A 21,118-nucleotide genomic window follows, 5' to 3' on the forward strand; every position below is an offset into this window, starting at 1 on the left:
CATGAGCACTGAATTACTGATCAACGTTACACCGAGCGAAAGTCGCGTTGCGCTAATTGAAAACGGCGTACTGCAAGAGATCCAGCTAGAGCGTATTGGCAACCTTGGCATCGTCGGCAATATTTACCTAGGTAAAATTAGTCGCGTACTTCCGGGCATGCAAGCTGCATTTGTCGATATCGGCTTAGATAAGGCGGCTTTTTTACACGCATCAGACATCGTTAATAGTGCCTCAATTGTTGAAGGTGTTGACGAGCAACCAATTAAAAAAGTGCAAGATATTCGTGAACTAGTGCGCCAAGGTCAATACATCATGGTGCAGGTTGTTAAAGATCCCCTTGGCACTAAAGGCGCGCGTTTAACCACCGACATCACTATCCCTTCTCGTTATTTAGTTTTTATGCCAGATGCGACGCATGTTGGTGTGAGTCAGCGTATTGAATCAGAAGATGAGCGTTTACGTCTGAAAAAAATTGTCGCTGAATACGGCGACGAAGACGGCAGCTTTATAGTGCGAACTGCAGCAGAGGGGGCCTCAGAAGCAGAACTGCGTCACGATGCTGAATTCTTAAAAAAATTGTGGCAAAAAATCGTCAACAAACGAAAAAAAATCAGTAAAGAAAGCATCTTGCACGAAGACTTAACACTGGCATTTCGTACCTTGCGTGATTACGTTGGTGAAGACATGGAGCGTATTCGTGTTGACTCTAAACTGACCTATCAAGAGCTTAAAGAGTTTACTGAAGAGTTTGTGCCTATTCTGTCTGAAGCACTTGAGTATTATCCCGGTGAACGCCCGATCTTTGATTTATTTGATGTTGAAACAGAAATTCAAAAAGCGTTGCACCGTAAGGTTGAGTTAAAGTCAGGTGGTTATTTAATTATTGATCAAACTGAAGCGATGACCACGGTTGATGTAAATACCGGTGCGTTTGTAGGGCATCGTAATTTAGAAGAAACCATTTTTAATACTAATATCGAAGCAACCTCTGCGATTGCTCGTCAGCTACGTTTACGTAACCTAGGCGGTATTATTATTATCGATTTTATTGATATGGTCAGTGATGAGCATAAGCGTCGTGTCTTGCATTCGCTTGAATCAGCGCTGGCAAAAGATCGTGCTAAAGCCAACATAAATGGTCTATCTGCACTAGGCTTAGTAGAGATGACCCGCAAACGTACCCGCGAAAGCTTAGAGCATATTCTTTGTGATGTGTGTCCCGCTTGTTCAGGGCGAGGGTCGCAAAAAACGGTTGAAACTGTCTGCTATGAGATTTTACGAGAAATCGTCAGAGTAAATCGCGCTTATGCTGCCGATAAATTTATGGTTTATGCCTCACCATCAGTGAGCGAGGCGTTGCTAAATGATGAATATCATAATTTAGCTGAACTGGAACTATTTATCGGTAAGCAAGTCAGTATTCAAACAGAGAGTTTATATAATCAAGAACAATTTGATGTGGTAATGATGTAATGAAGGCAAAAACGGTCTGCTTTTATTGTTTACGTAAGTTATGGCAAGTATTTGCTATCACTCTCGTACTGCTGGCCGTTATTGTCTCAGTCGTTAAGTATTCATTACCCTATGCTAATGATTATAAAGATGACATTGAAGTGTTCTTGTATGAGCGCTTTGATGTCAATTTATCAATTGGGTCTATCTCGGCCAGTTGGCAGGGGAAAGGACCTGCTTTAGTTATCGAAGACATTTCGTTTGAAGATAACCAAACTTCACCTATTGCACTAACTATTGATAAAGCCAGTCTTGAAGTAAACTTATGGGAATCACTAAAAACCCGTCAGCTTAAATCGAGCTACTTTGTGATCAATGGTTTTCATGCTGATGTTGATTTACCTACCATGCTTGATTTGGGGAACACTCAACAAGCAGGCAGCTTTGAGCAAAAAGAGCTGATCGAAGGCTTGTTCCTTGGTGAAACAGGCCACTTTGCGGTGCAAGACAGTAGTTTAAACTTTACCTTGAGTGATGGTAAAAAACGTAAACTCATACTTGAAAACATTGTTTGGCAAAATACCCCAGAACAACATCAGGGATCAGGTAGCTTGGCCTTACCGGGGATCTCGGTGGGTAGTTTTGATGCTCGCATGGCCCTTAATGGCTCAACTCTTGAGACTATGGCCGGTGATATATATGTACAAGCTGCCAATGTCGATGTTTCTAAATGGCTTGCTCAATTTATTAATACCGATAAACAGCAGCTCAGCTCCGATATTAATTTACAAACTTGGTTTAGCCTAGAAAAAGGCTTGATCAGCGATGTAAAAGTGCAATGGCTACCGAGCTTTATTAATTGGCAACAAAACCAAGAAGCACATCAAATAAGTTTAAATGAAGGGGGCTTTCATTTATTTCCTTGGCAAGATAATTGGCGTTTAAAAAGCACGGGCCTTACGTTTGAGCGAGACTTAAAACAGTGGCCAACTCTTCAGTTTGAAGCACAGTTAGGTGATAAAAATCAAATATGGCTTAAGCAGTTTGATTTTGGGCTGTTGGCTAAATTAGCCCAGCTTAGTAACTTTGAAGTACTGGCACCTTTTTTAGCGCGCCAACCCAAAGGCCAACTCAGCGACGCATATGTTGAATTTGATAACCAAGATCATTGGCAATTGTGGTTTCAAGGTGAGCAAATCAATTGGTTATCATTACAGGGGATTCCCGGTGGCCAAGCAATTCGCGTTGAAGGGTTACTCAACCAATCAGCAGGGCGCATTCAATTATACGGTGAAAACAATCAGTTGTTGACCAATGGCAGTTTCAGCCAAGATATTCCCTATAACCAGTTAAATGTAGAGCTTGATTTACATCACTTTGATGATGGCTGGCGCATTAGCAGCGATAATATTTGGCTTGATAACGATGAAGTCACGCTTGCTGCAGAGATGAAACTAAGCCTGACTGACGAACCGCGTCTTGACTTATATGCCGAAGCCTATGCAGCTGATGCTAAGGTCGCAGGGCACTACTTTCCGCTACCTGTAATGAGTGAAAAGCTCGTTAATTATTTGAATGGAGCGATTAAGGGCGGCGAAGTAAATAAAGCGCAGGTATTGTTTTCTGGGCCATTTAAAGGGTTTCCATTTAAAGAGCAACAAGGTCAATTTGAAGTCTTAGCAAATGTCGAGAATGCCAAGTACAAGTTTTCACCAAGCTGGCCTGAGGTTGAAGAAGCCAACGTTATTTTGCACTTTGAAAATGAACGCATGGATATTTATAGTAAATCCGGCAAATTAGTTAACTTAGCGCTTGATGATAGTGTTCATGTGAGCATTGCTGATCTGATGCATGCTGATATGTTAAAAGTTGCTATAAATAAGCGTGCTCACGGTAGTAAGCTTAAGCCTTTCTTTGCTGCTACACCGCTGGCAAAGCCGCTTGCAAATGTATTTGATGTTGTACAAGCGCAGGGAGAAGCAACAGCAGCTATCGATTTATTGGTTAACTTACGTTCAGGCCATGTTGATGCTGTAGGCGAGGTTGAATTAGCTAACTTACCCGTTTACCTAGCCCAGCCGGGAATAACGCTGAGCCATATGACAGGCATAGTTAAATTTAATAACGACAAAATTGTGCTAAACAATGCCCAGGCAAACTGGTTAGGAATGCCACTTACCGCAAGCTTTAATAGTGAAAATGTTGGTGATAACTACCGAGCTGAAATTGCCATAGAGCTTGCCCTTGAGGCAGACCCATTGATTGAGCAAGCACATGGCTTATTGTCTGGCTATTTAGCAGGGCAAAGCAACGTTGATGTTGGTATATCGCTTAACTTTTTACCTAATGACTTTAATTATCGTGCAGACATAACGGGTAATTTAGTGGGGGTTGCTAGCCAACTACCTGCACCTTATAACAAAAATGCAGAACAAACTTGGCCACTAAATGCGGTTGTGCAAGGTGATCATATTTCTAATTTAATCACAGCTAATATCGATAATAAGCTGTTTTTTAATGCGATTTTAGATAATGGCAAAAAGAAGTTTAATAATGCTCACCTTATTTTAGGGTCACAAGATTTAGGGTTAAATCGTGAAGGTTTTGCGGTATCAATCGATTTACCAGAAACCGAAATAGTGCCTTGGTTTGGCTTAATTGATCAAATTATTGCGCTTACCAAAGTTAAGTCTGATGCGCCTAGTGTGATGCCAGCTTTTAACAATGTAACTGGCAAATTTAACAAACTTGCACTGAATAATATTGATTTTAATGACTTTGAATTTAGATTAGCGCCAAAACAATCAGACTTAGAGTTAAAGTTAAATGCCAAAGAATTACGTGCTGACGCACTTATTCCAACCGGTGAAACGCGCAGGCCGATTCAAATTTTTACCGACTACTTACGGATGAATTTTTCGCCAAATGAAAGCGAGCCTCCATCTGATAAGAATGAGCCAGAGGATTTAAGTTGGCTTATGAATATACCTGCAATCGAGTTTTATTGTGAAGACTGTAAAGTAGGCCAATATCAATTAGACAAAGTAAAAAGCAGTTTAGTCGGTGAGCAAAATAAGTTGATATTCTCTGAGCTTGTAATTGATAAAGGTGATCATGTATTACGCGCAAAAGGGCAATTTGCCGATGGCTTAACTCAGTTTAGTGGTAATTTAGAAAGTGATGATATTGGTGAATTATTTGATGAGTTTGAATTAACCACCACAGTAAAAGATTCAGACGCCAATATTAAGTTTGATTTAGCATGGCAAGGCGCACCCTATAGCTTTGATGTACCAAGTTTAGCGGGAGAGCTAGATTGGCGTTTAGGAGAGGGTCACCTTGCAGAAATAAGTGATGGTGGCGCGCGAGTATTTTCATTACTGAGTTTAGATTCGTTAGTGCGTAAGCTGAAACTCGACTTTAGAGATGTATTCTCTAAAGGTTTTTTCTATAACAGTATGCAAGGCACCATGCAGCTAGAAAAGGGCATTGCTTATACTCAAGATACCAAGCTTGATGGTGTACCTGCCGATTTAACGATTAAAGGGCATACAGACCTAAATACCTTTGAAATTGATTACGACCTTGCAGTTGCCCCGCAGGTGACATCGAGTATTCCCGTTATTGTGGCATGGATGGTCAACCCGGTAAGTGGGCTTGCAGCGCTTGCCATCGATAAAGTGATTCATTCAGCGCGAGTGATCTCAGAGATCAATTTTAAAGTAACAGGAAGTATGAACGACCCTGTAGTGAAAGAAATAGATCGTAAGAGCCGTGAAGTGACATTACCGCAAGCAGCGCAAAGCCAACCGCAGTCGTCTAGCCAATTAAAGTTAAAAGATGCCGCATCTTCAGCGAGTTTAGATACCAATGAAGGCTAATAATCAGCCACAGGTTGTGGCAGTACAAATGTGCTCAAGCATGAATGCTGAGCAAAACCTCGCTTTTCTGGCGGATACATTATTAAAGCTACCTGCAACTCGCCCATTGCTTGTGTGTTTACCTGAGAGCTTTTTGATCTTTAGTAAGCAAAGCCAAGCAAGCTATCAATTAGGTCACCAAAGCGAGACTTATAAAGCGAAACTTGCCGATTTATGTAAGCAGCATGATATTTGGCTAGCGGCTGGCACGCTGCCTGTGTCGCAGCAAAATGGTAAGTATCTAGCAGCCTCGTTTTTATTTAACAACCAAGGTGATGTGGTTGCGCAATACAACAAAATTCACTTATTTGATGTGGATGTTGCCGATACTACGCGCAGTTACCGAGAGTCTGATGCGACCGAAGCCGGCAAGGATATTGTGGTGGTTGATTCGCCATTTGGTAAAATTGGCTTAGCAGTATGTTATGATCTACGTTTTAGTGGCTTATTCACTGCCATGCAGCGCCAAGGAGCTGAGCTTATTTTAGTGCCTAGTGCCTTTACCACAGTCACCGGTGCTGCTCATTGGCATATTTTATTAGCTGCGCGCGCAATCGAAACACAATGCTATGTGGTTGCTGCAGCGCAGTGGGGCGAGCACGAAAATGGCCGCCACACTTATGGCCACAGCATAATTATTTCACCATGGGGAGAAACGCTCAGTGAGCTTGCCTCTGGTACCGGGTTTATCAGCCATGGGCTTGATTTAAACCGCTTGAATACAATTCGCCAAGACATGCCTGTGCAGTCTCAGCAACGATTTAGAGAGCATTTATTATGAACACGGTTGAACAGCATTTATTACATGACAGCCAACTAACGAGAGAAGAATTAGAAAAAACGCTCGCTTTTATTCATCAACATCAAGTTGATTATGCCGACCTGTATTTTCAATCGAGTCACCACGAATCTTGGGTACTTGAAGATGGCTTAGTGAAAGAAGGCTCATACAACGTTGAGCGTGGTGTGGGTGTGCGTGCTGTTAGTGGTGAAAAAACTGGTTTTTCATACTCAGATGCGATTAACCTTGAAGCGCTAAATAAAGCCGCAACTGCAGCACGCAGCATTGCCAATGCTGGCGAAAACAAAACGATTCAGGTGTTCAGTGATGTAGCTGCTAAACAGCAGTATGCGCCGCATCAACCAATTCAAAGCATGAGCAACGATGACAAAGTAAGCCTGCTTCGTGAACTAGAAAACTATATTCGTGAATTAGCGCCGGATGCTGAGCAAGTGATCAGCTCAATGTCGGCGGTTTATGAAGAAGTGTTAATTGCTGCAAGTGATGGCACCTTTGCAACCGACATTCGCCCGCTTATTCGCTTAAACTGTTCAGTGTTACTTGAAAAGAACGGTCGCCGTGAGCGCGGTGGTGCAGGGGGCGGTGCGCGTTTAGATTATGGCTATTTTAAAGAATTAGTCGATGGCAAACCGCGTTGGATGGAATACGCCGAAGAAGCTGTTCGCCAAGCAAAAGTAAACCTTGAAGCAATTGATGCACCTGCTGGCAGCATGGAAGTTGTGCTAGGCGCAGGTTGGCCGGGTGTGTTACTACATGAAGCAGTAGGCCATGGCCTAGAAGGTGACTTTAACCGTAAAGGCGCATCGGCGTTTAGCGGTAAAGTAGGTCAAAAGGTGGCATCTGAGCTATGTACAGTCGTGGATGATGGCACTATTGCTGATCGCCGTGGTTCATTAAACGTAGATGATGAAGGGACACCAGCTGCGTATAACGTGCTTATTGAAAACGGTATTCTAAAAGGATACATGCAAGATAAGCTAAATGCCCGTTTGATGGGTGTTAACCCTACTGGTAATGCACGCCGCGAATCGTATGCTCACTTACCTATGCCGCGTATGACCAATACGTATATGTTAGGTGGCGAGCACAGCCAAGCCGATATCATCAGCTCGGTGAAAAAAGGTATCTTCGCGCCTAACTTCGGTGGTGGCCAAGTGGATATCACGTCAGGTAAGTTTGTATTTAGCGCCTCTGAAGCTTACTTAATTGAAAACGGTAAAATCACCCAACCTATTAAAGGCGCTACACTGATTGGCAATGGCCCAGAAGTGATGCAGCAAATTTCGATGGTAGGTAACGACTTAGCCCTTGATAAAGGCGTTGGCGTATGTGGTAAAGATGGCCAAAGCGTACCTGTTGGTGTGGGTCAGCCAAGCCTTAAAATTGATAACCTTACTGTGGGTGGTACGGCTTAAAAGACTCCATCACATGGCAGGTTAAACTCTTAACCTGCCTCATTTATCTTCGCTTTCTGTTTACACAAAAACTTACACAAATTTTGTATCAATAAAGGTACTTTTGTCGTTAACTTAATTGTGTGAGCTAACCTATTGCTTACAGCAAAAATAAAAATAGCATTATAGGATCAAGATATGAAAGCAATTCCAATTGTACTTGCACTTGCTATGCTGGCAGGCTGTGCATCACAGGCCGTAGTTGATGGGGCTGAAAATGAAATCTACGCTGAGCATGAGTGTCTAGGTGGTGAACTCGAAACCGATTACAGCTATACGATTTTTAGCACCGATGACGACGACAGTAAAAAGGCTGAGGTTAAATCGACCTGTCATCCAGTAAAAACCGAAAGTGAATTCGAGCGCGATTTACGTAATGGTGGTTAACCATTCGTTTAAAGTGGCTTAATTACTTAATTAAGCCACTTTAAATACTAATAAAACGCTAAAAAGTAATAAGCATCCATATACCTGCGGCTATCATAAATAAGTTCTCACTCAGTGAGATAAAGCCGAGCGGCACATTACTGTCGCCACCAACACAGGCGCATTTCAGCTCTCGTTTATCGATATACACAGCTTTAATAACCGATACCGCACCTATGCCACCAATAAATAGTGAAAAGGGTGCTACAGCTAAGGCGGGTAATTCAGCCACCATACCAATCGCTACATACGCCTCGATAAAGGGGTAGACATAGGCATAGGGCACAATGCGCATCGCCAATAAGTCATAGGTAATAAATGAGTTAGAAAAGCTGAATAAATCTTGCAACTTTTGTATCGCTAGTACCGCCATTGATAATGCAACGAACAGCATCAGGTTCTGCACAGAGAATAAAGCCTCACCGCTGGCATAAGTAAAACCGCAGCTCAGTAGCATAGCCACAGCGAAAATGGCTAAAACTGGGGTATAACTGGTACCTTGTTGGCCAGCCTCGGGCAGATTAAAAAAGTCGCGCAACTCATCGTAACCACCAATGCGTTTATCATTGATAAAGGTTTGTGGTGTGGTTTTTACATCATGCTGCTGTTTGAATTCGTCAGTTTGCTCACGGCTGGTTAAATGACGATCATCAACATCGTAACCATTACGCTCTAATAAATCTTTTGATTTTAAACCGAATGGGCAAATATGCTCATCGGTTACCATGCGATATAAAATTGCAGACTTAGACACAGTGCCTCCTTGTAAAAATGCCTTGTTTACTGCGTAATAATTGCTTAATTACACAGTAAATAAGGGCAAATTGTTGCTATAACTGGTTACTTTATTAACAGTTACAAGGTTTGTGCCAGCTTTAGGCATAAAAAAACCTTGTGGCAGCACCACAAGGTTTTAAAATTGACTTGCAACTCAAGTTTATCTCATCGTAACAAACTCTTCAGAACCCGTTGGGTGAATAGCCACAACAGCATCGAAGTCTGCTTTGGTTGCGCCCATCTTCATTGCAACTGCAAAGCCTTGGATCATTTCATCAACGGTAAAGCCAATGCCGTGTAAGCCAACAACTTTTTCGTTATCACCTGCACACACGAGCATCATATTACATGCTTGGCGGTGCTGAGTAACTGCTGTGTACATCGCTGCAAAGTTTGACTTATAAACCTTTACGTTTTCAGCACCATATTGCGAAATCGCTTCTTGCTCTGTTAAACCAATGGTGCCGATTGGTGGGTGACTGAATACCACCGTTGGTACTAGCTCGTAGTCCATTTTTAAATCATCAGGCAATTCTTTATTGAATAAGCGCTCTGATAAAATACGACCTGCTTTAACGGCTACTGGCGTAAGTTCGATACCGTTTTCGATGATATCGCCAACTGCATATACATTTTTAGCTGTGGTGTTTTGAAACTCGTCTACTTTTACATAGCCGCTTTCGTTCACTTCAACACCAGCTGCTGCAAGGTTGATCTTGTCTGTTGTTGGTGTACGGCCAATTGCCCAAATAACTTCATCAACGTTTTGGCTGTGACCATTTTCAAAGTGAATTGTTAGGCTACCGTCGTTTTCTTTAACCACTTCTTTAGGTGTGCACTCAGTGTGAAGAGTTGGGCCTTCTTTTGCCATAATATCGACAAGGGTATCAACAATGTATGGGTCAAAAGTACGTAGTGGTTTGTTTTTACGAACAAATAAATGTGTTTCTGTACCTAGGCTATGAAGAACACCCGCAATTTCAACAGCAATATAACCTGCGCCAACAACTGCAACACGTTTAGGTTGTTCATTTAGCTCAAAGAAACCGTTCGAATCAATACCAAGCTCAGCACCTGGGATATTAGGAATAGTAGGGCGACCACCAACAGCTACAAGGATATGATCAGCAGTGTATAGCTCACCGTTCACTTCAACTGTTTTACTATCAACAAATTTAGCAAAGCCATTAATAACCGTTACGCCGTTACTTGCTAAGTATTTATTGTAACCTTGGTGAATTCGGCCAATATATGCTTCGCGGCTTTCTACTAATTTAGCCCAGCTAAAGCTTTTAAGCTCAACATCAAAGCCATAGTCTGGTGCGTATGCATTAATTGCTTCAGCAACTTGTGCGCCGTGCCACATTACTTTCTTTGGAACACAACCCACGTTTACACAAGTACCACCCATGTGTTTTGCTTCAATAAGAGCGACTTTTGCGCCACGCATTGCAGCACGGTTTGCAGAGGCAATACCGCCACTACCACCACCAATAGCAATGTAATCAAAATGCTGAGCCATAGTTTGTCCTCAAAAATAGATAAATTTTTATTAATTAATCGATTTATTAATAAGTTGATAATAGCATAATAAAGACCAAGGTTAAGCCCCTTGTATTTCATCAATTCGCCCCAACTTCAAAATCATCTTCGCATAAAATTTGAGAACGAAAATGACAATTGCAGAAAATAACCCACTCATTGGTTTAGAAGGGCTTCCGCCGTTTTCTAAAATTAAACCAGAGCATGTCGTGCCAGCGTTAAAAGCAGCCATTGCTGAGTGCCGCACTAAAATAGACGAGGTACTGGCGACTAAATCGTACACATGGAATGACTTGGTACTGCCGCTAGAAGAAGCTGATGACAAGTTATCACGTTTATTTTCACCGGTATCACATATGAACTCTGTCGTTAACAACGATGAGTTACGTGAAGCTTATGAGCAATGTTTGCCATTGTTATCTGAGTACTCAACCTTTGTAGGTCAGCATCAAGGTTTATATGATGCTTACAATGCACTTCATAATAGTGATGAATTTAAAACACTTACTACTGCCCAGCAAAAAACCATTACCAATGCACTGCGTGATTTTGAATTGTCGGGTATTGCTTTAAAACCTGAGCAGCAAAAGCGTTATGGCGAAATCAGTGCACGTTTATCTGAACTGGCTTCTAAGTTTGGTAACAATGTAATGGATGCCACACTCGCTTGGCAAAAGCATATTACTGATGAAAGTGAGCTTGAGGGGTTACCTGAGTCTGCGTTAGCACTTGGCGCTGATACAGCTAAAAGTAAAGAGCTAGATGGCTGGGTATTCACGTTAGATTTTCCATCTTACTTACCAATCATGACTTATGCAGATAACCGCGAGTTACGTGAAGAGTTTTACACTGCGTTTGTAACACGTGCTTCTGATCAAGGCCCCAATGCCGGTGAGTTTGATAACTCAGCTATTATGACTGAAGAGCTTGCACTGCGTCATGAACTTGCTGAGTTACTTGGCTTTAACAGCTACGCTGACATGTCACTGGCGACTAAAATGGCCGAAACGCCAGAGCAAGTTTTCTCATTCTTAGAAGATTTAGCCGATAAGTCTAAACCCCAAGCTGAGCAAGAACTTGCTGAGCTAACGGCTTATGCCAAAGATAAGCACGGTGTGACTGAACTTGCTGCCTGGGACTACGCCTATTACGGCGAAAAACTTAAGCAAGAGAAATACGCGATTTCAGACGAAGTACTGCGCCCTTATTTTCCTGCCGATAAGGTATTAAGTGGCTTATTCACTACAGTAAATCGTTTATTTGGTATTAGTGTTAAAGAAGTCACTGACTTTGATACCTACCACCCAGATGTACGTTTTTTCGAAATTTACGATAGTAGCAATACTTTACGTGGTCGTTTTTATTTAGATTTATACGCTCGCGATCGCAAGCGTGGCGGCGCGTGGATGGACGACTGTATGGGTCGTAAAGTACGTGCAAACGGCGAATTACAAACCCCAGTTGCGTATTTAGTGTGTAACTTTAATAAAGCAGTTGGCGATAAGCCTGCGCTGTTCACTCATAATGAAGTGACAACCTTATTCCACGAGTTTGGTCATGGTATTCACCATATGTTGACCCAAGTTGATGCTGCGCCGGTTGCGGGTATTAATGGTGTGGCATGGGATGCAGTTGAGTTACCAAGTCAGTTCCTTGAAAACTGGTGCTACGAAGAAGAAGCGCTGAACTTTATTTCGGGTCATTACGAAACAGATGAGCCTTTACCAAAAGAGTTATTAGATAAACTCCTTGCGGCGAAGAACTTCCAATCAGGTATGCAAATGTTACGTCAGCTAGAGTTTTCGTTGTTTGATTTTACAATCCACCACGATTATAAAGCGGGTGAACCATGTAATATTCAAGCAACTTTAGATGCTGTTCGTAGCAAAACCGCGGTTGTTAAAGCGCCAGCGTTTAATCGTTTCCAACATGGCTTTAGCCATATTTTTGCTGGTGGTTATAGCGCTGGTTATTATTCGTATAAGTGGGCAGAAGTTCTGTCTGCTGATGCGTTTTCTAAATTTGAAGAAGAAGGCATTTTCAACCCTGAAACGGGAGAAGCCTTTTTGAAAAACATTTTAGAAAAAGGCGGTAGTGAAGAGCCAATGGAGCTGTTTAAAAAGTTCCGAGGGCGCGAGCCGCAAGTTGATGCATTGCTTAGACACAGCGGCATTGCAGCATAAAGAATATAAAAATATAAAAGCGCCGTAAGGCGCTTTTTTTATTAATATTTCTTCGCAAAATCACACGCTCGTACTATCCTTCTAAAAAAGAGTATATAGGAATTAAGCATGTCTAAACTGGTATTAGCCATTGATGATGATAAATACGTGCATCATGTGATCGAAGAATCGCTCGCGGGCTTTTGCACACTGCTCCATGCTAAAAATGGTGATGAAGGATTAAGACAAGCAATAAAACACAATCCAGATATAATATTGCTCGATATAGAGATGCCCGGAAAAACTGGGTTTGAGGTTTGTAATGAGTTAAAAGCAAACCCTGAAACCAAAGATATTCCAGTAATGTTTTTGTCAGGTAAATCAGACTTACCAGACCGTGTTAAAGGGTATAACGCAGGTGCTGCTGACTACATTGTAAAACCATTTAATGCTGAAGAGCTTATGGCACGTATTCGCGTGTTATATCAGTATCGCCAACACTCAAAAAAGCTTAAAAGTGATGTTGAGCGAGCGCAGATCACCGCCGAAATTGCAATGACAGATTCAGGTGATATGGGGCGCATCATGCGTTACGTCGGGCAAAGCTATCATGCACATGATATTAAAGCCTTATCTGAGTATATGTTCGAATTTTTTAACCCCATGGAGCTCGATGTTGTTTTGGCGTTTTGGTATCAAGATGTTGGCGTGTTTTGTAGTGCTAAAGGTGGCGTATGCCCACTTGAGCAAGAGTTATTAGAACAACACCGTGAGTCAAATCGCTTTGTTGACTTTAGTCATCGCACCATCATTAACTACCCAAAAGTATCGATGCTAGTTAAAAACATGCCCTTGGATGATGCACAGCTTTATGGCCGCTACAAAGATTTGTTTCCGCATATTTTGGAAGTGACTAATGCGAAAGTGCAAGATATGGAAATAAACGAACGAGCATTGACGCAGGCAAACCAAATAGGCAATGCTTTTAACGAGCTCTCTGAACTAATGCATCAAAACAGTGACTCTCGAGAGCATGCCGTTAAACAGCTAACAGTTCAGCTTGCTGAATTGAACCAATTAGTCGAACATAATGAGCAGTTAAATAGCAGCGATGTGGCTTTGTATTTACAGCAATTGCAGCAAACTCAGCAGTTATTTTCCTCTTTAAACGACGATTTAACTCACATTAAACATCAGCTTAATCATATTATCGAATCGCGTAGTGAGTTATTGGTAAACTTACAAAAAATGGCTGAGCCTAGTCATACTGAAGATATCACTTCACAAACGGATATCGAGCTATTTTAAGCCATGCTATACTGGCGCCGAATAAAATAGCTCGGAGTTATACGTGGTAATTCATTGTCCTTTTAAAGAAATGCGTCCTTATTTAGATGCCATAGAGCAACGTTTTGGTTTAGCCAAGTGGGCTGAGCTTAATGCGGGCTTTTCGCTTCATTATGACGATCAGGGCTTGAGTTTGAAAAAAAAGGATGAGCCAAAACTTGGCGCTATCCATGTAGATTTTGTCACGGGGGCTGCCGCACATCGACGTAAGTTCGGTGGTGGTAAAGGCCAAGCTATCGCCAAAGCGGTGGGTTTAAATAAAGGAGCTACGCCCGTGGTGCTTGATGCCACCGCAGGCCTTGGCCGCGACGGCTTTGTTTTGGCATCACTTGGCTGTAAAGTCATACTACATGAGCGTCACCCTGTGGTTGCCGCGCTATTATTTGATGGCTTAGAGCGCGCCTATAACGATGCAGAAATTGGCTCATGGATGAAAGAAAACATGAGCCTAGTATTTGGTTCTAGCCATACTTTATTGGCTCAGTGTAACGAAGTACCTGATGTTGTGTACTTAGATCCTATGTTTCCCCACCGAGAAAAGTCAGCCCTAGTTAAAAAAGAAATGCGGGTATTCCAAGAGCTTGTTGGGGCTGATAGTGATGCCGACGATTTACTAGAGTTTGCTTATCCACTTGCAAGCAAACGAGTCGTGGTTAAGCGACCCGATTATGCGCCATTTTTGAATGACAAAACCCCTAGTATGCAAATCAAAACCAAGAAGAATCGCTTTGATGTATATGTAAAAGCAGCAATGGTTTGAGTCTAGTATTTTTGGATGTGTTTGATTTTTATGTGTGGTTATTTATGGTGGTTTTTCATTAAACTGTCATAAAAGGTTAATATTCTATGCGCGTAACGTTACTTGGGAATATCGTTTATGCGCGTGTCATCATTTACTCGGCTACTAGCCGTTTTACTTACTCTTGCCAGTATTTTATTAGCTGCCACCTTGTTTTGGTCAAGCCAAACATTAATAGGAATAGAGCAGCAAGATAACGCTTATAACAAGCTTAAAAACACCATCATAATTGATTTAAAAAGTTACCTAGATGACTATTTAGAACAAGGTGACAGCCAGTACTTAACTAAAGCCTCAGCACTGATTAGTAAGATTAAAGCACAGCAATTAGCTGGACTTCCCAATGAGTTAGCAGCAACACTGAATACGCAACTCACTGAATTAGACAAAGACATTAATGGTAAGTACCGCGCTTTGGGCAAGTTGTCTGGTAACGAAATGGCTTTACTTGATAACTCGATAAGACAAATGGCCGGTTCTGCCTCATCGTTAATTGGTTATGCTAAGAAAGCAGAGCCGCAAACAGCGCTTGCACTTGAGTATTACCAACTTGCCGCTGACTATTACAGCGAAGTCACATCACTTGCTTTGTATACTTATAAGTTGGTTCTTAACTATGATCAAGATACTAAAAGCAGCCTTACGCAAACAGTTACAACACTAAACACACTCGCAGATAAAATCGACAGCCTTGATAACCTAGGTGTTATGAGTGAAGTTGAAGAAGATGCGTTGTTTTTTGGTGAAGAAGCTGAAGACTTAGCGGGTGATATTAAAGCTGAACTAAGTAGCTGGCCTAAACGTTTTCCCCGTGATTTGGCATCTACTCTTGAACAAGCTGAGCAACGTCAAACGGGTATGCAAGCATTACGCGAACAAATCGGTGCGTTATCTGTAACCGTGCTCGGTGCTGAGCAAAAGCTAAAAGACGAACAGAGCAATCTTAAACAGCAAGTATTTATCGTGTTTTGTGTCGCTATTGGCATGCTTGTAGTGTTGGCGGGTGGTGTGTATTTTGTGCAGCGTAACCAAGTGCTTAATCCATTGCGTCAATTGCGTGATGGTTTTGCCTTCTTGATTGAAAGTAATGAACTTAAAAATATTGAGAGTAAAAACCCGAAAACCGAGGTAGGCGAAATTGCCAGTTACTTTAATCAATTAATAGAGCGTCAACGTGGTGAGGCTGAAGAGCGAGCACAAATGCTTAAGGTTATTAATGACTTTATGCTAGAAATGAGCGAGCACTTACATACCATAGCCCAGCAAACCGATGCCAGCCATTCTCAGGTAGAGCAAAACCAAGATTTACTGAGCGATATTCAACATATAGGTGAGCAAGTAAATAACATTAATAGCCAAGTCGCTGATAATGCTAAACAGACTTTTAATGCGATGGAGCAGAGTCTTGGTTTTGCCGACAGTATGTTAACGGCGAGCTCCCACACAGAGCAGCGAGTTGAACAAGGCCTTGAGAGTTTAAAAGAATTATTAAAAGGGGTCGATGATGTTGGCCAAGTCATTGAAGTAATTAAAAACATTGCTGAACAAACAAACTTATTGGCGTTAAATGCGGCGATTGAATCGGCGCGTGCTGGTGAGCATGGTCGGGGTTTTGCGGTAGTCGCCGACGAAGTACGAAAGCTGGCTAGACAAACACAAGGCTCGCTTGATGATATTAACAACCAACTTAACCGCTTGAGTGAAAACTCAACTATGGTATCAGAGCAAATTAGCGCACTGGCTAATGATGCTGAGCTGCAAACACAAAATGCTCAAGAACTTAAACGTAACTCAGAAGGCGTAGCCGGCAACGCGCAAGATGCCAATAAAGTAGCGTTTGATGCCATGGAGCTTGCTAAACAGCAAAATGCCTTACTCGAAAACTTTAGCCAATCAATGCAAAGTATGAAAGGGCAGGTAGGTGAGTCAAACTCATTAGTTAGTGATATTCAGCATCGCCTACAAGAGCAAATGCATACCATTAAAGCCAGCTTAGGTTTATAACTCTTCAAAGGGCGAGCAATGTAGTGCATTGTTTGCCTTTAAATCATGCGGTATTCAATTTTTTGGGTATATACTCTGTATTCTTATTTTATTTCAAGGAATCACGATGATCGAACAAGGCCAAACTTTACCTGCGGCAACCCTTAGCGAGTTAACCAGTGAAGGCATGCAAACTTTATCAACAGAGGCACTATTTGCTGATAAAAAAGTGGTGCTATTTGCTGTGCCAGGTGCATTTACACCAACCTGCTCAAACGCTCACTTACCAGAGTTTATTACTTTAGCTGATAAAATCACCGCAAAAGGCGTTGATGCAATTTACTGTGTATCAGTAAACGATGCATTTGTAATGAAAGCATGGGGTGAAGCTCATAATGCTGAGCACATTCGTATGCTTGCTGATGGTGATGCAAGTTTTACCAAAGCACTTGGTTTAGATAAAGACACGGCTGGCTTTGGTGGTGTACGTTCAAAGCGTTATGCGATGATTGTTGAAAACCAAACAGTAACAGGTCTGTTTGTTGAACAAGACAAAGAGTTTGTAGTAAGCCGCGCTGAAGCTGTGCTCGAAAAGCTTTAATATAAATACAAAAAAGCCGGACGTGAGTCCGGCTAAAAGTCCCTGGGGGTAAGGGGAGATCAACTATTAAGGTTGATACTGTGCATCCAATGTCAGACCTGAGAAGGTTTTGTATGCATTTAAGCTTAAATGCCAAGTACCTGCTTGTGGGTTACTGAATGTACATGTTTCTGCGTTACCGTTTTTGTACGGACGACAGTCATAGCTTGAAGTAGTTGGTTGGCTACCAAACTTAACAAATAAATCAGCATCGCCAGAACCACCAGACGTTGTTACTGTGAAGCTTGCCATACCTGCTGGCACGTCAATCGTGTAGTGTTTCCATTGACCTGCACTTGCAGAGATATCAGTCACTGTACCACCACCAGCTTGCGGTGCACCTGTGCCAGTACCTGAAGTTGTTAAATCGCCCACTAAGCTAACACCTGAATAAGCAGAGTAGCCGTTAAGCATGACATGATAAGTACCCGCAGTTGGGTTATCGATAGAACATACTTCGTTATTACCGCCTTCATAAGGACGACAATCATAGGTTGATGTTGTTGGTGCGCTACCTGCACGAACGTAAAGGTCAGCATCACCTGTTCCACCACTCATAGTGAAAGTTACATTCGTTGCGCCTGCTGGTACTTCCATTGTGTAGAATGTTTGGCTGCTAGCTGAACCACTTAAACCAGTGAGTGCTTGGCCATCTTCTAACACGTTACCTGTTGGTGGTGGCGGTGTTGTGCCTGATGCTGCTGCAACAGCAGCTGCCGCATCAACAATACCTGTACCACAGCTAGTACATGTTGCTGGGAATGAACGCGTTGTTGATTTTAAGATGTTTTCGATTTCATCTGGTGTTGCTGATGGTTTCGCTTGTTTAATTAGCGCCGCTACACCCGCAACATGAGGTGCCGCCATCGACGTACCTTGCGAGTAGTGGTATGAATCACTGCTTGGGCCAGTAGAACCTGAGTTGTGTGTTGATAGAACACCTTCAGAGTCATTAGCAAAGCTTTGTGCGCCACCTGGTGCTGCAACATCGATGTTGCTACCATAGTTTGAGTAGTAAGCACGTCCACCGTCACGACCTACAGATGCAACGTTTACAACGCCATTACAGTTACCTGGATTGTAATTCGCAGAGTTATCGTTATCGTTACCTGCAGCAATTACGATCACAGAACCGTTGTTACGAGCTTGGTTAATGGCACTTTGCGTGGTTGAGCTACATGAACCGCTACCACCTAAGCTCATGTTGATAACATCAGCAGGATTAGCATTCGCTGGTACGCCTGATACAGAACCACCTGAAGCCCAGATAATACCGTCAGCGATATCAGACGTTAAACCACCACATTTACCAAGTACACGAACAGGAACTACTTTCGCATCGTATGCAACACCAGCAACACCTTCTCCATTGTTAGTCACTGCTGCAACCGTACCTGCAACGTGAGTACCGTGCCAGCTAGAGCTTTGTGCACTGTGTGTGTAACCACATTCGTTAGCGCTGATTGCATCACCCGGATCGCGTGCATCGCTATCACGACCACCGCCGTCATTTGCTACAGACAGATTAGAGATCATGTCGTAACCCGGTAAAATATTGGCATTAAGGTCAACATGCGGACGGTAACCTGTATCAAGTACCGCTACAACCACACCACTACCTGTTGCCGTGTCCCAAGCGGTAGGTAGGTTTAAACCACCCGCTTGCTCGTAGTAGTGCCATTGGTCGTTATAACGAGGGTCGTTAGGTGTTGCGAATGGCTTTAACATTTGGTCGATTTCGATGTATTCAACATTACCTGTTGCAACCATCTCTTGCATGAACTCTTGCGCTTCTTCAGCAGAAAGTTTTTTATCAGCACGCATTACGTGGTGATTACTCATCGCCATTGCACGAACATATTGGGCTTTTACTTTGCCTTTTTTACTGGTGAAGTTTTTAACAAAGCCTTGAGCCTTTTTGTTCATCATAGTTGGCGATTGTTCTGCTGCCGACATCGTCATCATTTCATCACTGTTGTTTTTATACTTAATGATGAACTGCGTACCAAAGCCGTCTTGACCTTGTAGTTTTGCTGCCGTTTCCTGCATCGATGGTGTCATAAGTTGGTTTGGAGTCGCCATTGCTGCCGTCGTCCCAAACAACGCAGTCAAGCTCAGTGCAATTGCGCACTTTTTCAAGTTGTTGTTAGTTGTCATAATGATCCCTAGATTGTTATGTTAATCTCCACGATATTTTTCGCGAAGGGGGACAAAGGTAAAATAAATGTAAATTAAGTTAAAATATCGTTTTATTATGTTTGTCTCTATTTTGGTTATAACTAAATGTATAGATGGCTAAATGGTGCTTTTTTCGTGTGTTTTTCGTTCTTTTCTAATTAAAAAGTTTTAATTTTTAGATTTTGAGTTTTTACTTTATTTCGTTTTTTGGTTTTATCTTTTTTGTAAAAACACCTCACAGTTAACACCTCATGTAAAATAACTTGTTATAATCAGCTAAATTTTTTTAGTGAGTATGAGTAATGACCCAAGTAGATGTAATTGTGATAGGCGCTGGCGCTGCAGGTTTGATGTGTGCTGCACAAGCAGGCTACCGTGGTCGCAATGTTACTGTGCTTGATATGGGCAAAAAGCCGGGCCGTAAAATATTAATTAGCGGCGGTGGACGTTGTAACTTCACCAATGAAAATGCAAGCCCAGACAACTACTTGTGTGGTAATCCTCACTTTGTAAAATCGTGTTTAAGCCGTTATACCCAGCATGACTTTATTGAGCTGGTGGACCGTCACGGCTTGGCTTATCACCATAAAACACTGGGTCAGTTATTTTGTGATAACAGCGCACAAGATATCGTCGATATTCTTCTAACTGAGTGCGAGTGGGCGGGGGTTAACATTGCTCTGCGTAACGAAGTACTCAGCGTGACTAAAACCGATGCGGGTTATGAAGTTATTACCGAACAAGACAGCTATCAATGTGAGTCGTTAGTTGTCGCATCGGGCGGATTAACCATGCCTAAGCTTGGTGCATCGCCAATTGGTTATAAAATTGCTGAGCAATTTGGTTTAACTGTGCTGCCAACCATGGCGGCATTAGTGCCATTTACTTTGCATCAGCATGATAAAGATCGCTTTGACGGGTTATCGGGGATCAGCATTCCTTGTCTGGTTACCAGTGAAGATGGCACCCAGTTTAAAGAAAACATCTTGTTTACTCACCGCGGCCTTTCGGGCCCAGCGATTTTGCAAATCAGCTCATTCTGGCGTGCAGGGCAAACGGTGTATATTAACTTGTTACCAGAGCTTGATTTAAAACAGCAGCTTGAGCAGTGGCGTCAAAGCCAAGGTCAAAAGTCATTAAAAAATACCCTTGCGACAATTTTACCAAAACGCTTTGTTGAAATGCTGCACGACAGCAAAGCAATTCCTGATTGCAATGTAAACCAACTAACCCATGCACAAATCGACGCGCTACATGATTACATTCACAATTGGCAAATTAAACCCAACGGCACAGAGGGTTATAGAACAGCCGAAGTAACGCTTGGCGGTGTAGACACCGACGAGTTAAGCTCAAAAACCTTTGAAGCGAAAAAATCACCGGGTCTTTATTTCATCGGCGAAGTCACCGACGTAACCGGCTGGCTAGGCGGCTACAACTTCCAATACGCTTGGAGCTGCGGCTTTGCAGCAGGGCAGTATTGTTGATTGAAGTTGCTAGTTTTTAGGAGCTAGGAATTAGCTTAGTAAGTGTTTGTAGGTCGTGCTCTAGCGCGTTTTTTTATGACGCCATGAATGACTACCTACATTACTGAAATCTAAGTTTTGGCTAATAAACAATCAAAGCATAATCACA

Annotated in this window: 14 protein-coding genes; 11 read left to right on the forward strand and 3 right to left on the reverse strand. The window is 42.4% G+C overall.

From position 1 onward, the window contains the following. Position 1 precedes the first annotated feature (1 nt). From rng to NH454_RS03140, 5 genes are all read left to right on the forward strand, one after another. Positions 2 to 1,474 carry a ribonuclease G gene (rng, locus tag NH454_RS03120; protein WP_135922712.1) on the forward strand — a complete coding sequence of 491 codons (1,473 nt, stop codon included), beginning with the start codon at positions 2 to 4 and terminating at the stop codon, positions 1,472 to 1,474. After that, on the forward strand, positions 1,474 to 5,334 hold the full coding sequence (locus tag NH454_RS03125) for a YhdP family protein (RefSeq protein WP_235382204.1): 3,861 nt from the start codon (positions 1,474 to 1,476) through the stop codon (positions 5,332 to 5,334). The genes rng and NH454_RS03125 overlap by 1 nt, the downstream gene beginning before the upstream one ends. Continuing rightward, a complete protein-coding gene (locus NH454_RS03130) occupies positions 5,324 to 6,154 on the forward strand; it encodes a carbon-nitrogen hydrolase family protein (RefSeq protein WP_235382205.1) in 831 nt (276 codons plus the stop codon). The genes NH454_RS03125 and NH454_RS03130 overlap by 11 nt, the downstream gene beginning before the upstream one ends. After that, a complete protein-coding gene (gene tldD, locus NH454_RS03135) occupies positions 6,151 to 7,590 on the forward strand; it encodes a metalloprotease TldD (RefSeq protein WP_135922709.1) in 1,440 nt (479 codons plus the stop codon). Before NH454_RS03130 ends, tldD begins: the two co-directional genes overlap by 4 nt. 177 nt (positions 7,591 to 7,767) lie before the next feature. Further along, entirely contained in the window at positions 7,768 to 8,016 is a 249-nt protein-coding gene (locus NH454_RS03140) for a hypothetical protein (protein ID WP_171040391.1), read from the forward strand. A gap of 58 nt (positions 8,017 to 8,074) precedes the next feature. Here the strand turns inward: NH454_RS03140 and NH454_RS03145 are convergent, their stop codons facing one another. Both NH454_RS03145 and gorA read right to left on the reverse strand, forming a co-directional pair. After that, positions 8,075 to 8,809 (reverse strand): MauE/DoxX family redox-associated membrane protein, encoded by a 735-nt coding sequence (locus NH454_RS03145; RefSeq protein ID WP_235382206.1) that lies wholly within the window; start codon positions 8,807 to 8,809, stop codon positions 8,075 to 8,077. Between the two features lie 183 nt (positions 8,810 to 8,992). Beyond that, on the reverse strand, positions 8,993 to 10,354 hold the full coding sequence (gene gorA, locus NH454_RS03150; protein ID WP_235382207.1) for a glutathione-disulfide reductase: 1,362 nt from the start codon (positions 10,352 to 10,354) through the stop codon (positions 8,993 to 8,995). Between the two features lie 151 nt (positions 10,355 to 10,505). Between gorA and prlC the strand changes: the two genes are divergently transcribed. The 5 genes from prlC (at position 10,506) to NH454_RS03175 (ending at position 17,266) form a co-directional block, all read left to right on the forward strand. Further along, positions 10,506 to 12,557 (forward strand): oligopeptidase A, encoded by a 2,052-nt coding sequence (gene prlC, locus NH454_RS03155; protein WP_235382208.1) that lies wholly within the window; start codon positions 10,506 to 10,508, stop codon positions 12,555 to 12,557. Between the two features lie 108 nt (positions 12,558 to 12,665). Continuing rightward, a complete protein-coding gene (locus NH454_RS03160) occupies positions 12,666 to 13,844 on the forward strand; it encodes a response regulator (RefSeq protein ID WP_235382209.1) in 1,179 nt (392 codons plus the stop codon). A 43-nt stretch (positions 13,845 to 13,887) separates the two neighbouring features. Next, positions 13,888 to 14,643 (forward strand): class I SAM-dependent methyltransferase, encoded by a 756-nt coding sequence (locus tag NH454_RS03165; protein WP_138557059.1) that lies wholly within the window; start codon positions 13,888 to 13,890, stop codon positions 14,641 to 14,643. Positions 14,644 to 14,760: 117 nt separating this feature from the next. Next, positions 14,761 to 16,686 carry a methyl-accepting chemotaxis protein gene (locus NH454_RS03170; protein ID WP_235382210.1) on the forward strand — a complete coding sequence of 642 codons (1,926 nt, stop codon included), beginning with the start codon at positions 14,761 to 14,763 and terminating at the stop codon, positions 16,684 to 16,686. A 106-nt stretch (positions 16,687 to 16,792) separates the two neighbouring features. After that, on the forward strand, positions 16,793 to 17,266 hold the full coding sequence (locus NH454_RS03175; protein WP_063529354.1) for a peroxiredoxin: 474 nt from the start codon (positions 16,793 to 16,795) through the stop codon (positions 17,264 to 17,266). Positions 17,267 to 17,332: 66 nt separating this feature from the next. Here the strand turns inward: NH454_RS03175 and NH454_RS03180 are convergent, their stop codons facing one another. Next, positions 17,333 to 19,462 (reverse strand): S8 family peptidase, encoded by a 2,130-nt coding sequence (locus NH454_RS03180; protein WP_135922699.1) that lies wholly within the window; start codon positions 19,460 to 19,462, stop codon positions 17,333 to 17,335. A 323-nt stretch (positions 19,463 to 19,785) separates the two neighbouring features. Between NH454_RS03180 and NH454_RS03185 the strand changes: the two genes are divergently transcribed. Then, positions 19,786 to 20,970 (forward strand): NAD(P)/FAD-dependent oxidoreductase, encoded by a 1,185-nt coding sequence (locus NH454_RS03185; RefSeq protein ID WP_235382211.1) that lies wholly within the window; start codon positions 19,786 to 19,788, stop codon positions 20,968 to 20,970. Positions 20,971 to 21,118 lie beyond the last annotated feature (148 nt).

Source organism: Pseudoalteromonas sp. Ps84H-4, assembly GCF_024124645.1.
Taxonomy (GTDB): domain Bacteria; phylum Pseudomonadota; class Gammaproteobacteria; order Enterobacterales; family Alteromonadaceae; genus Pseudoalteromonas; species Pseudoalteromonas lipolytica_C.